The following is a 12562-nucleotide window of genomic DNA, read 5'->3' on the forward strand; positions in this document are numbered from 1 at the left end:
TGGTTGATTAATTTTTAAATGGGGATATTAGACATTTTATTTGGTGGAGGGAAAAAGAAAATTTCCAAAGAAACTGCGGAAACCCGTGGTGAACACATGCCAGATTTATTACTTCCCGTAGATGAAAAATTTACTATTCACTTTAAAAAGAATGGCGGAAAATTTATTTATTGCATATCCGATAAAGAAGTCTCAAAAGCAATCCATAATATCATAGAAGAAAATAGTTGGGAGGACCATCCTTTTTTTGCGATGAACTCTCAATTGGTTAAAAAATTTTCCAAAGAAAATATTTCATTTACGGAAAAAATAAAGGAAAGCGATGTTTTCATGACCACCTGCGAGCATTTGATCGCCCAGAACGGTAGTATTTTGGTATGTTCAAATCAGCTAATGGAAAAGAAAATCAATGAATTACCAAGTAATGTTATTGTATATGCCACTACAAGTCAATTGGTGGAATCTATAGGTGAAGGATTAAAGGCAATTAAGAAGAAATATGGCCCATCCATTCCTGCCAATATCACTACCCTAAAACACTTTAAAGCTACAGAAGAAAACTCAGATGATTTCTTAACATACGGAAGTAGTACTAAAAATCTTTATCTTTTATTGCTGGAAGATTTATAGTATGAAAGAGGTTTTAAGAAGGTCACTTACTGGAGCGGTGTATATAATCTTGTTATTATCCGCAGTATTCCTTAGTTCCGATGCTTTTGATTTCCTATTTATGATATTCGGGCTGGCATGCCTTTACGAATATAAACGGCTTGTTCATCTTAAAGGGTACTATATTTTCTTGGCCTATTTATGTCTTTGGTGGGCATATATCTATTTAATACACGACCAAATTTTGATAAATATCTTGATGTTTATCACAATTCTGGTAGATGTCTACCTTTTAGTTTATCTCTTCTCCAAAAAGCAAAAGACCTTTTCAACTTTATATAAATTTTTAATTGGTCTGTTCTATATTGGTGGTGGATGTATTTTTCTTACCATGATACCTTATAAAAATGATGCTTTTGCAAAACTTCTTATTATGGGTATTTTCATTCTTATATGGGTTAACGACTCCTTTGCATATATCGTGGGCAAAACCATTGGAAGAACTAAATTATTCCCAACCGTTTCACCAAAAAAAACTGTGGAAGGAACTGTTGGAGGTTATATCTTTGCCTTGGCCGCGGCATACATAATGGGAACTCAAGAGCAAATTATTGGGCCTTACCAATGGATGTTGTTGGCTAGTGTCATCGTTGTTACCGGAAGTTTGGGAGATTTAATAGAATCCAAGTTTAAACGAAATGCCGATGTTAAGGATAGTGGGGCCATATTACCGGGTCATGGAGGTATGTTGGACCGTTTGGATAGTTTGGTTTTTGCCGCCCCTTTTGCTTACTTAACACTAAATATTTTTACCTATGTTTCATAGAGAGGGACAAAAAATAATATTAATAACCTTTTTTGTGACTGCCATTGCAGTACTATTGGCACATTTCTATGTAGACTTGGCTTGGGTAAAACTTGCCATCCAAATATCTTCTTTAGTATTATTAGTACTTATACTTCAATTTTTTAGGAATCCTAAAAGAAGGGCCAACAAAACATTTGATGAAATTTTGGCTCCGGTGGACGGTAAAGTTGTAGTTATTGAAGAGGTGGAAGAGACAGAGTATTTTAAGGACAAGAGAAAACAGGTTTCTATTTTTATGTCGCCAATCAATGTACATGTAACAAGGTACCCGGCGAGTGGAAGGGTAAAATATTCGAAATATCATCCCGGAAAATACTTGGTGGCCTGGCACCCAAAATCCAGTGAGGAAAACGAAAGAACTACCGTCGTTGTAGGAACTCCCAAGTTTGGTGATGTTCTTTTTAGACAAATAGCGGGGGCAATGGCACGTAGAATCGTAAATTATGCAGAAGTTGGCGAAAGCGTTCAGCAGGGGGATGATTCTGGTTTTATAAAGTTTGGTTCTAGGGTAGACCTATTGCTACCTTTAGATTGCCAAATTAATGTAACCTTAAATCAAAAAGTAAAAGGAGCCCTAACGTGTATCGCTACTTATGTTGATCCAAATGAGCAAGAAGAATCTACATACTAATTTTGAAGCGGCGGTTGAATTCGTGAACACTTATGAATCACCCATACCAGCAGATATTCTTTTAAAACTATATGCCTATTACAAAGTTGCCAATAAGAACTATAATAATCCTGGTAGCAAAACTCCCTTGATAAATGCATTTAAGGCCAATGCATTGATACAGGCACAGAACATAAGTAATGAGGAAGCCATGAAGGCCTATATTAAATTGGTAGACCTTGAGTTAAAATCTTAATACCATATTTTATTCATATAAGTCATCCAAATCTGCATTGCACAAATCTGTAAAAAGTTTACTTACCTCATAGCAAACATCATTAAAAAAAAGTTCACCCTTTTCTTTTGTTGCAAATTCTGGATTTCCTGTACCAGTATCCTTACTAATTTTGGACCACTCCCTTTCCGCCCAAACACCACCTTCTGAAAAAGCCTTTATTTTAAATTTTTTATGGTCACCCCTTCCCCATCTATCTTTTGGCAAAACCAAATCCGGTCTTAGATAAAGCATCAAACTGGTTTCCATTTCATCGGCATGATCCCCTTCTTCTTGAAAATACTTTGACTTATCTAACATTTGAGGGAAAAAGCAAAAACAAATGAACATTTTAGGGAAGAGTAAACCCAATTCCCTTACAATGGGTTTAAAATTATTACCTCCATGTCCATTAAAAATCAATAATTTGTGAACTCCTTGAGTACTTAAAACCGTAATTATATCCTTTAATATGGCAAACTGTGTGCTTGGGTTTAAGTTGATATCCAAATAGATATCCTTTTGACCCGTATTTACCCCGAATGGAATCGTTGGAAGCACAATAACCTTATCACCATTTTCCCAAGTAATTCTTGCTGATTCTTCAACCATGGATTGAGCCTGAAAATTATCTGTTGCGTAAGGCAAGTGATAATTGTGTGCTTCCGTTGCACCCCACGGTAATATGGCCAATTCAACATCTTCGCCCTTAAGATGTTCCCAATTGGTCTCCGCTAAAATATAAGGTCTTATCATACAAGTACGTTTTTCTTTTTAAAGGTAGCCGTAAAATATGCTCCTCCTGCGATTGTTATTAAATTATAAAATACTATTAAGGATACACCAAAAGGAATAACCGAGTTTAAATCGAACCAATCCCCGGTGAGAATAATAATTAGGATACCTACTATACCCCTTAGGACTTCTATCCAAATGGCATGCGTTTCACCGTCCATCAAACTTGTATACCCATAAATACCGGTAAACACAATCCCCCCATAAACCAATAACTCCGTGGTTGAAAGGTTCCCATAATTACCAAACATATACAATAACAACAGCAGGGACATTACCAATTGAAAAATAATATAAACGTTGAAGATTTTGGAAGTGGGTGTTTTGTAACGCTCAAAATTATAAACATCGGTAATAATCTCCATAGGATATTTATCCCTAACATCATTAGGCCTCCAACCGGTTGGCATGAACCAAATTCTAAATTTATCCCAAAAACTTTTTGTTCGCCGAGCATCCATCATTAACCTCCATAAATGTTGAAAATTAATTCTGATTGGGTTCCATGTCTTCGCAGGTTTTAATATACCATATTGTGGAACTACGTCGGGTAATTCCTCTTGAAATGTCCCAAATAAACGGTCCCAAACACAGAACACTTGTCCCAAATTCTTATCGATGTATTCTGGATTAATAGCATGGTGCACTCTATGTTGTGATGGAGTTACAATTATATATTCCAACCAACCCATTTTACCTATATGTTGTGTATGATACCAAAACTGAGCAAACAATTGTATAGGGGCCAATATCGCAATTACTTTGTTGGGAACACCCAAAAGAGCTGCAGGTATCAACAGGAAAGGGAAATACCCTAATAAGTTAGAAATTGATTGACGTAGCGCACAGGCTAGGTTAAACGATTCACTACTATGATGAATTACATGCTGATTCCAAAAAAAATTGACCTTATGGCTAAGCCTATGATTCCAATATCCGGCAAAATCTATGGCTATAAAGCCAACTACCCATGTTACCCATGTAACTTCAATATGCGTTATAGCCAAAAGTTTAAGTAAGAATGGATAGGACACCAAGACCAAAACAATTCCCAAGGAATCCTTAATGATATTGGTTAGTCCCGAACTTATACTGGAGACCGTATCCAAAACACTATGTTTTTGGTCCTTTACAACATGACCGTAGAGTATCTCTATTCCCAATAGAAGAATAAAAAAAGGAATGGCATAAAGTAAGGCTGTGGCGTAAGTTTCCAAAACTATATGTTAATACTGTTCAAGATACAAAGTCTCTTTATAAACTCAAATTCCAAAAATCCATTTAAGGATCGAAACGAAGTATGTATCCTTTACTATGAACGTTCTCTATTTTAATACTGGGGTCCTTGTCCAAGTACTTTCTTAATCGAGTAATAAATACATTCAAGCTCTTTTTATTGAAATAATCATTCTTACCCCAAATCTTTATTAAAATGTCCTTGTGAGAACAAAGCTGATTCTTTTTTTCAACTAAATATTTTAGTACTTCACTTTCCTTTACCGTTAATTTTACTTTCTGGTCCTCATATGTCAATTCCTGATTCAGGGAGTTAAAGTGGTACTTGCCTACTTTGTATTCCTCTATTACGGTTTCAATTTTCGAATTATTCGTTAGTCGAGACAATAAATTTTGTATCCTAATTACTAGTTCCTCTTCATCGATAGGTTTTTTGAGATAATCCACAGCGCCCAAATAAAACCCTTTAAGAACGTCGACTTTTAATGATTTTGCCGTTAAAAATATAAATGGTAAACCCGAATGATCCTCATTGATTTTTTGTGCCAACGTAAACCCATCCATTTCTGGCATCATAACATCTAATACAGCCAAATCGTATGGGGACTGATTCAACTGCAGCAAAGCTGCCTTTCCATTTTTCGCCCAGGTAACATCGAAATTTTTCATCTTCAGGTATTCGGATAACAAGTAGCCTAAAGCCTCATCATCTTCAACCAATAATATTCTTTTTTTATTTTCCATCATTTAATAATTGGTATTATTAAAGTTACTTTGGTACCTAAGTCTTCCTCACTCTCTATTAAAACTTTACCACCATGTTTACCAATAACCTTTTTCACATAGCTTAAGCCAAGACCATACCCCTTTACATTGTGTAAATCACCATCAACAACTCTATAAAACTTTCTAAAAACCCTTTGCTTATCGTCTTTGGATATCCCCTTACCATTATCCGATATCTCAATGTACAGTTTAGATTTCTTTGTATATGACTTCAAATCTATTATTGGGTTTTGAGAATATTTCTTTGCATTATCCAAAATATTGTTGATGGCATTTTCCAGATGAAAAACTTCTGCATTAACTAGATATTCTTCTCCTGAAAGCTCATACTCGAATTTTCCATCTTCAATAGAGATCAAGGTTTTAAATTCTGAACAAAGAGACTCCAAATAAGGCTTCAAGTCTACTTGTTTTAGGGTAATTACGCTTTTACCTGATTCCAAACTTGCTAGCTCCAGGACCTTTTCTATATGACCGGATAAACGACTTACCTGTTGCCTAATAATATCCAGTACAGGTTTCTGCTTTTCCGAAGCGGTCTCGTCAAGTATCTTAGTGGCCAATCCAATCGAAAAAACAGGTGTTTTTAATTCATGTGTTAGATTGTTTATAAATTCATTTGTTGTTGTTATAACACTGCTCTGCCAATAATAGGTCCTTAAAACCCAAAATATCGTTACACAGATTCCTATTAAGAATAAAATACTGGGAAAAGTGAGTCCATTTAGTTTTGATAGATAATATTTATGTAAATTATTGAATTGAAGCTCCAGAACAATAGGCTTTTCCAATAAATCGGCAAAGTATCCCTCCAACTCGATTGGATAGGATTCCACGTCATCTAAATCATCGAATTGGTCCAAGGAGCTTAGAATATAACTACTGTCCTTAGCCAATAAATGATAGGTAAAATCAGATTCAATGCCTTGTTGCCTTAATTGTTCCCCAATAAAATCCCTTAAAAAAAAGTCGGATACATTTTCAAGACTATCAATACTAACCTTGAAAAAAGTAGTATCCCGCTGCATGGCTTGGCCGACCAAATAGGTAAGTTTATTATCCTCCTCTAGCCCTTCTTTGATTACTTTGGCTGCAGTTTCTATCCTTGTTCCAAATTGAACTTTCGCCAAGTTAAGCCCTATTCTTAAATATTGATATTGCACAATGGCCAAACCAACAATTGATACAAAGAACAGTCCTATATAGATATATTTCCTTTTCAAAATCACTACTAATTAACCCAAATAACCGGGTATATTAATGCATTTTAATATTCTCTTAAGTCCATTAACCTTTCGTTAAACCTCTTTACCCTACCCTTAATCTAAGTAAGTATCGAATTCCTCTATGTTTGTCAATGTTAATGAATTAATCTTGAGTTAAGTTAGTGTTTAAGAACATAATGTTGAAAAACCAACTCTTTGTAGCGGGGAGTTGGTTTTTTTCTCACGGCAATTCATCTTTCAACCAACTAAAAAAAATCATTTACCGTGCTAAAAAAACTCATTTTTTTTACCTCCTTATTTATTTTATCATCAATTACTAATCTAAAGGCGCAGGGATGTGTGGCTATTCGTCACTTTTCCTCCTGTGTGGGAAGTAGTCTAGAGAATAACTTATTGGGAACCGGAGATTTACAAATTGGAGTCAATTACCGGTACTTTAAATCCTTTAGACATTTTAGAGGCACGGAAGAAGAACCTGATCGTTTGTCCAATAATACGGAAGTTATAAACCATTCCCACGCTTGGGATTTTTTTGCAACCTATGGTGTTACCGAGAGGCTTTATACCAGTATTACCATACCCACGGTAATCAATACAAGGTCCTCGCTATATGAACATGGACGGGATGAGCGTAATGTTACTTTCTCCAGAGGTCTTGCGGATATCAGGTTTGGAGTTGGTTATTGGTTATTTGATTTGGAAAAATCACCTAACGGAAATTTAGCACTAGGCTTAGGGGTAAAATTACCCACAGGGAGCTACAATGCTTCCGATATTTTTTACAATGTAGGTCCTAATGGGGAACCTCAGACAAGACCTGTAGACCAGTCCATCCAGCCAGGAGATGGAGGTTTCGGGATTACCCTGGACTTTCAAGTGTATCAAAAGTTTGCAACTGACTTTTTTGGTTATGCAAGTGGATTTTATTTAATAAACCCAAGAGAAACCAACGGAACAAGAACTTTTAGGGAAACACTTAGTCCTATTTTAGAAAATGAGTCCATAATGGCAGTACCTGATCAATACTCACTAAGAGGTGGTTTAAGTTATACCCTGACACCTTCCTTTTCAACCTCCTTAGGGGCACGATTTGATTGTGTTCCGGTAAAAGACCTTCTAGGCGGCAACGAAGGCTTTAGAAGGCCTGGCAACGTACTTTCTGTTGATCCTGGTCTAAGTTTTATGAAAAATAATTTTACAATTAATCTAAATGTACCTTTTGCCGTACGCAGAGAGCGTCCACAGAGTATTACAGATTTACAAACGGAAGAACTTACCGGAAATCCTAGAAATGGTGACGCAGCCTTTTCGGATTATGTCATCAACTTAGGAGTTTCTTATCGTTTTGCGAACAATAAAGTCAAATTATCCCCTGAAATAGAGGACACTTTTAAAACGAATTAAACCAAATGGAAAACAAGAACAAAAACAATCGTTATCTAAAAATTGCAATAGGCCTAGTATATCTATGGTTTGGAGTGCTCAAATTCTTCCCCAACGTAAGTCCCGCAGAAGAACTAGCGGTAAATACCATTAATCAGCTGACCAATTTCTTAATTCCTTCCAATATCTCAATCGTATTATTGGCGCTTTGGGAAACCACCGTTGGTCTTTTTTTAATCCTTGGTTTACAGAAAAAAAACACGATTAGAGTTGCTGTTATACATATGCTCCTAACATTTACACCTCTTTATTTTTTCCCTGATTTAATTTTCAACGACACCATTTTATCACTTACACTATTAGGACAGTACATTGTAAAAAACCTAATTATTCTTGGGGCTCTTGGTATTTTGTGGATAGAAGTGAAGGAAAAAAGTTCTGTAGCCCAAAAAACGGAAAAAAACACGTTGTCATCATCTTTAAACCTTAGTAAAGTTTTAGATTACTTTAATTCCGACAAAAGGAAGGCTACAACCTAGTTGGGGCCTACCATAATATGGGCCCTATGTGTTCCCGGGTCCATAAGCCAGGGCATACCTTTTGCGTGGGGTTTATCGGGTAAACCTGTAGATTCAGTGGTTGCGAAAGGAATATAAATAACGTATCTAAATTTTCCATTAGATAATTCCCCGGTTGAACTGTCGTAATCCTCATCAGAACCGTAATAGACATACATCATACTTGGTTCTTTGGGCATTTCAAGTTTACCTTGGGCTACTTCATCTCCACGAATTTCCCGAATCTCCTGTACATCTTTCCCTTGCGCCCTTAATTCCCTACCACGATTCATAAAGGGTTCCAATTTTTTGGAATAGCAGGAAACACTTATTCCTTCCCTAATAGGGTCATCTGACAGACAAATCAAATTACTTGTTCCTTCTTTAAGCACTACTAATTCCCCTGCTTCATTATACCCATATACCATAGTATCAGTATTGTTTCCTTCGGGAACTGGTAACAAAGCTGTTTTTATTTGAACATCTTTGGGTAATATTTTGCCCTTTTCATTTTGAGCATATGACCCAACTAAAGAAAAAAGAAATAAGCAGATACATAGATTTTTCATAATTATTTGATTTTATTGAAAAAATAGGTGTTTAAACAACTTAACCTTAAGATAGTCAAAACTTTAGAAACTCAAAGTAAAAAACCAATTCTATCCCTAGAATTGGTTTACTAATTTTTAAGGGTTTAGTCTTATAAAGGCTTACGTCCAGAAATGATATTGTAAAGAATCACCACAACGGCGATTACCAAAAGAATATGTATTAAACTACCTGTTGCCAGCCCTGGAACTACACCAAGCATCCCCAACAACCATATAATAATGCAAATAACCGCAACCAACCATAATAGACTTTTCATAATATAAGTGTTTTTAATTTGTACGGAAATTAATAGATATTGGTACAATTGCGGTTCTTTAACACGATGATTATTAACCCATTTGGACGGTTAACTCCAATATATTTATCCTAAATTAGCAAGACTCTTTTCCAAAGTTTCAATTTTTGCCTCGGCATCTGCCTGTTTCTTCCGTTCAATTTCAATCACCTTTTTAGGTGCATTATTTACAAATCGCTCATTGGATAGTTTCTTTTGAACTGAATTTAAAAACCCTTTTATATATTTTAATTCGTCCTCGATCTTCGCTTTTTCTGCATCAACATCAATGGCACCGCTAATAGGGATAAAATACTCATTGGATTTTACACGAAAGGACAATGCACCGTTAACTGTATTTTTTACATATGAAATTTCATCGATATTAGTCAGTTTTGAAATAACCTCATCCCAATCCATAAGCATCTTTTCCCCATTCAATACACTCAACTCCAAGGATTCTTTCATGGGAATATTTTTTTCCTTTCGAATCGTACGAATACCAGCAATAACTTCTGCCGTAAAATCGAATTCTCCTATCAACTTACTATTTGCCTCAAACGCTTGTGGCCATGTTGATATGATTAGGGCTTCCGAAGGGGTCCGCACTGCTATATGCTGCCATACCTCTTCGGTAAGAAAGGGCATAAAAGGATGCAATAATTTGAGGTTTTGCTCAAAGATATATAGTACCTCATCATACGTATTTTTGTCTATAGGCTGCTGATATGCAGGTTTTATTATTTCTAAAAGCCAAGAACTATAATCGTCCCATACGAGTTTGTATATAGCCATTAACGCGTCTGATATACGATACTTGCTAAAATGGTCCTCGATTTCCTCTAAAGTCTTGTTGAACTTGGCCTTATACCATTCAACACCCTTTTTTGAAGCTTTGGGTTGAGGCATATTGGCAACCTCCCACCCTTTTAAAAGTCGGAAGCCGTTCCAAATCTTATTGGCAAAATTCTTTCCTTGTTGACAAAGGTCTTCATCGAACATTAAATCATTTCCTGCCGCGGAACTCAACAACAAGCCTACCCTTACCCCATCCGCACCGTATTGGTCAATTAACTTTAGTGCATCAGGCGAGTTTCCGAGGGATTTTGACATTTTTCTTCGTTGCTTATCACGGACCAAACCAGTGAAATAGACATTTTCAAATGGTCTTTCTCCCCTATATTCATAACCGGCAATTATCATTCTAGCTACCCAAAAGAAAATGATATCCGGTCCCGTTACCAAATCGTTGGTGGGGTAATAATAGTTGACCTCCTCATTGTCGGGCTCTAAAACACCATTAAACACACTCATGGGCCATAACCATGAAGAAAACCAAGTGTCCAGTACATCTTCATCCTGCTTTAAATCATTAACGGTCAAATGTTGGTTACCAGATTTCTTCTTTGCTAACGACAAAGCTTCATCTTCATCTTGAGCTACAACAAAATCATCCTGACCATCTCCAAAGTAATACGCAGGAATTCTTTGTCCCCACCATAATTGTCTGGAGATATTCCAATCCCTTATATTTTCCATCCAATGACGATAGGTATTATCGAATCTCTTAGGGAAAAATTTAATCTCATTCGAGTCCAAAACTGCCTTAATGGCAGGTTTGACCAAATCTTCCATCTTTAAAAACCATTGATCCGAAAGTCGAGGCTCTATGACTGCTTTGGTACGCTCAGAGGTTCCCACTTTATTTAGATGTTGTTCGGTCTTGACCAAGAAACCTTTATCCTCAAGTTCCTCAGCTATTTCTTTCCTAACTACAAATCTGTCCTTGCCCTGGTAATGTAGGCCATACGAGTTTAAAGTGGCGTTTGCATTAAAAATATCTACCGTCTCAAGGTTATGCTTCTCCCCTAAGGCCTTATCATTGATATCATGGGCCGGGGTTACCTTTAAACAGCCCGTACCGAACTCCATATCTACATATTCGTCTTCAATTATGGGTATTACCCTATTACAAAGTGGAACTATGGCTTTTTTACCCTTTAAGTGATTAAACCTTTCATCATTTGGATGAATACAAATAGCGGTATCCCCCAAAATAGTTTCGGGTCTTGTAGTTGCAATGGTCACCTTTTCGTTAGAACCCACTATGGCATATTCTAAATAATATAATACACCTTGCTTTTCCTCATATATAACCTCTTCATCGGACAGCGTGGTCTGGGCCTCTGGATCCCAATTTACCATTCTATAACCCCTGTAGATAAGCCCTTTATTAAAAAGGTCTACAAAAACATTAATTACGCTTTCATATCGGTCCTCATCCATGGTGAAGGCGGTTCGGTCCCAATCACAGGAGCATCCAAGCTTTTTCAATTGCTCCAAAATGACCCCACCGTATTCATGTGTCCAATCCCAAGCATGCTTTAAGAACTCTTCCCTGGAAATGTCACTTTTATTTATTCCCTGTTCCTTAAGTTTAGCGACCACCTTGGCCTCGGTCGCAATAGAGGCATGGTCTGTACCTGGAACCCAACATGCATTTTTACCCATTAAACGGGCTTTTCTAATCAATACATCCTGTAAGGTGTTATTGAGCATATGCCCCATATGCAATACCCCAGTAACATTAGGTGGCGGTATTACTATAGTATAAGGTTCTCTTTCGTCCGGGGTTGAATGAAAATAGTTGTTTTTCATCCAGTAATCGTACCAGCGATTCTCTATTTGATGGGGCTCATATTTAGATGGAATATCCATTTTTGGAACAGTTTTTGAAAGAATTGAAATAAAGAAGAGTAAAAAACAAAACGGAATAGATAAATTGCATATCCGTACCGTTTTTTTCTCAAATTAAATACGAAACAAAAATAAGTAACGTTAGAGTATAACAAAAGGATTTTGGAGTTGTTCTGAAAAGAATTAATTTTGAAGTTCATCCTAAATTAAAAATGATGAAAAAAATTGTACTTGTATTATTTGTCGGATTACTAGGTTTAAGTTTAAAAGCCCAGGACACAGCGGCAAAAATTGAGTTTAAAACAGAAACAGTGGATTACGGTGAAATCGAAAAAGGTTCGGATGGTATTCGTGTTTTTGAGTTTACCAATACAGGAAGTGCTCCTTTGATCATTAGCAATGTACGTTCTAGTTGTGGATGTACCATTCCTAAAAAACCGGAAGACCCTATTATGCCAGGAAAAACTGGTGAGATTCAAGTTAAATATGATACAAATCGTGTAGGACCTATAAGAAAAGCCATAACGGTAACTTCAAATGCGGATACGCCTACTAAGATTTTAAAAATTAAAGGAGAGGTTAAGGCCGCTAGTGGAACCAAATAATTAATTACTCTTAAAGCTCAGGAAGCCCTC

Annotated in this window: 14 protein-coding genes; 7 read left to right on the plus strand and 7 right to left on the minus strand. The window is 36.4% G+C overall.

Annotated features, from left to right (window positions below; genetic code table 11):
* The first annotated feature begins 18 nt into the window (after positions 1-18).
* The 4 genes from PP182_RS15690 to PP182_RS15705 are packed head-to-tail and all read left to right on the plus strand — an operon-like array spanning position 19 to position 2343.
* Positions 19-630 (plus strand): LUD domain-containing protein, encoded by a 612-nt coding sequence (locus tag PP182_RS15690; RefSeq protein WP_272652210.1) that lies wholly within the window; start codon positions 19-21, stop codon positions 628-630.
* Position 631: 1 nt separating this feature from the next.
* The gene (locus PP182_RS15695; protein ID WP_272652211.1) at positions 632-1435 is read left to right on the plus strand and encodes a phosphatidate cytidylyltransferase; all 804 of its coding nucleotides are present in this window, start codon (positions 632-634) and stop codon (positions 1433-1435) included.
* A complete protein-coding gene (locus PP182_RS15700; protein ID WP_272652212.1) occupies positions 1425-2108 on the plus strand; it encodes a phosphatidylserine decarboxylase family protein in 684 nt (227 codons plus the stop codon). Before PP182_RS15695 ends, PP182_RS15700 begins: the two co-directional genes overlap by 11 nt.
* Positions 2083-2343: an acyl-CoA-binding protein gene (locus PP182_RS15705; protein WP_272652213.1), complete on the plus strand. Its 261-nt coding sequence runs from the start codon at positions 2083-2085 to the stop codon at positions 2341-2343. The genes PP182_RS15700 and PP182_RS15705 overlap by 26 nt, the downstream gene beginning before the upstream one ends.
* 9 nt (positions 2344-2352) lie before the next feature.
* On the opposite strand, the gene PP182_RS15710 is transcribed toward PP182_RS15705, so the two are convergent.
* The 4 genes from PP182_RS15710 to PP182_RS15725 all read right to left on the minus strand — a co-directional run bounded on the left by PP182_RS15710 (position 2353) and on the right by PP182_RS15725 (position 6407).
* Positions 2353-3117, minus strand: coding sequence for a creatininase family protein (locus PP182_RS15710; RefSeq protein ID WP_272652214.1), 765 nt, complete (start codon positions 3115-3117; stop codon positions 2353-2355).
* The gene (locus PP182_RS15715) at positions 3114-4373 is read right to left on the minus strand and encodes a sterol desaturase family protein (RefSeq protein WP_272652215.1); all 1260 of its coding nucleotides are present in this window, start codon (positions 4371-4373) and stop codon (positions 3114-3116) included. Before PP182_RS15715 ends, PP182_RS15710 begins: the two co-directional genes overlap by 4 nt.
* Positions 4374-4437: 64 nt before the next feature.
* The gene (locus PP182_RS15720) at positions 4438-5139 is read right to left on the minus strand and encodes a response regulator transcription factor (RefSeq protein WP_330098001.1); all 702 of its coding nucleotides are present in this window, start codon (positions 5137-5139) and stop codon (positions 4438-4440) included.
* A complete protein-coding gene (locus PP182_RS15725) occupies positions 5136-6407 on the minus strand; it encodes a sensor histidine kinase (protein ID WP_419197736.1) in 1272 nt (423 codons plus the stop codon). The genes PP182_RS15720 and PP182_RS15725 overlap by 4 nt, the downstream gene beginning before the upstream one ends.
* A gap of 261 nt (positions 6408-6668) precedes the next feature.
* Here PP182_RS15725 and PP182_RS15730 point away from each other — a divergent pair, with 261 nt between their 5' ends.
* Both PP182_RS15730 and PP182_RS15735 read left to right on the plus strand, forming a co-directional pair.
* Positions 6669-7808, plus strand: a complete 1140-nt coding sequence (locus PP182_RS15730; protein WP_272652217.1) for a hypothetical protein — start codon at positions 6669-6671, stop codon at positions 7806-7808.
* A 5-nt stretch (positions 7809-7813) separates the two neighbouring features.
* On the plus strand, positions 7814-8326 hold the full coding sequence (locus PP182_RS15735; RefSeq protein ID WP_272652218.1) for a hypothetical protein: 513 nt from the start codon (positions 7814-7816) through the stop codon (positions 8324-8326).
* Here the strand turns inward: PP182_RS15735 and PP182_RS15740 are convergent.
* From PP182_RS15740 to PP182_RS15750, 3 genes are all read right to left on the minus strand, one after another.
* The gene (locus PP182_RS15740; protein ID WP_272652219.1) at positions 8323-8913 is read right to left on the minus strand and encodes a hypothetical protein; all 591 of its coding nucleotides are present in this window, start codon (positions 8911-8913) and stop codon (positions 8323-8325) included. The genes PP182_RS15735 and PP182_RS15740 overlap by 4 nt on opposite strands.
* A 131-nt stretch (positions 8914-9044) precedes the next feature.
* The gene (locus PP182_RS15745; RefSeq protein WP_158657167.1) at positions 9045-9212 is read right to left on the minus strand and encodes a lmo0937 family membrane protein; all 168 of its coding nucleotides are present in this window, start codon (positions 9210-9212) and stop codon (positions 9045-9047) included.
* Between the two features lie 105 nt (positions 9213-9317).
* Complete coding sequence (locus PP182_RS15750; protein ID WP_272652220.1) at positions 9318-11948, minus strand: valine--tRNA ligase; 2631 nt, start codon at positions 11946-11948, stop codon at positions 9318-9320.
* A 191-nt stretch (positions 11949-12139) separates the two neighbouring features.
* On the opposite strand from PP182_RS15750, the gene PP182_RS15755 reads away from it, so the two are divergent.
* Positions 12140-12532, plus strand: a complete 393-nt coding sequence (locus PP182_RS15755; RefSeq protein WP_272652221.1) for a DUF1573 domain-containing protein — start codon at positions 12140-12142, stop codon at positions 12530-12532.
* Positions 12533-12562: the final 30 nt, after the last annotated feature.

Source organism: Maribacter sp. PR1 (assembly GCF_028464145.1).
Taxonomy (GTDB): domain Bacteria; phylum Bacteroidota; class Bacteroidia; order Flavobacteriales; family Flavobacteriaceae; genus Maribacter.

What these genes read in the sequence shown, in the direction of transcription:
- PP182_RS15690 (WP_272652210.1), top strand. Translation starts at nt 19, where the DNA reads ATGGGGATATTAGACATTTTATTTGGTGGAGGGAAAAAGAAAATTTCC.
- PP182_RS15695 (WP_272652211.1), top strand. Translation starts at nt 632, where the DNA reads ATGAAAGAGGTTTTAAGAAGGTCACTTACTGGAGCGGTGTATATAATC.
- PP182_RS15700 (WP_272652212.1), top strand. Translation starts at nt 1,425, where the DNA reads ATGTTTCATAGAGAGGGACAAAAAATAATATTAATAACCTTTTTTGTG.
- PP182_RS15705 (WP_272652213.1), top strand. Translation starts at nt 2,083, where the DNA reads ATGAGCAAGAAGAATCTACATACTAATTTTGAAGCGGCGGTTGAATTC.
- PP182_RS15710 (WP_272652214.1), bottom strand. Translation starts at nt 3,117, where the DNA reads ATGATAAGACCTTATATTTTAGCGGAGACCAATTGGGAACATCTTAAG.
- PP182_RS15720 (WP_330098001.1), bottom strand. Translation starts at nt 5,139, where the DNA reads ATGATGGAAAATAAAAAAAGAATATTATTGGTTGAAGATGATGAGGCT.
- PP182_RS15735 (WP_272652218.1), top strand. Translation starts at nt 7,814, where the DNA reads ATGGAAAACAAGAACAAAAACAATCGTTATCTAAAAATTGCAATAGGC.
- PP182_RS15740 (WP_272652219.1), bottom strand. Translation starts at nt 8,913, where the DNA reads ATGAAAAATCTATGTATCTGCTTATTTCTTTTTTCTTTAGTTGGGTCA.
- PP182_RS15745 (WP_158657167.1), bottom strand. Translation starts at nt 9,212, where the DNA reads ATGAAAAGTCTATTATGGTTGGTTGCGGTTATTTGCATTATTATATGG.
- PP182_RS15750 (WP_272652220.1), bottom strand. Translation starts at nt 11,948, where the DNA reads ATGGATATTCCATCTAAATATGAGCCCCATCAAATAGAGAATCGCTGG.
- PP182_RS15755 (WP_272652221.1), top strand. Translation starts at nt 12,140, where the DNA reads ATGATGAAAAAAATTGTACTTGTATTATTTGTCGGATTACTAGGTTTA.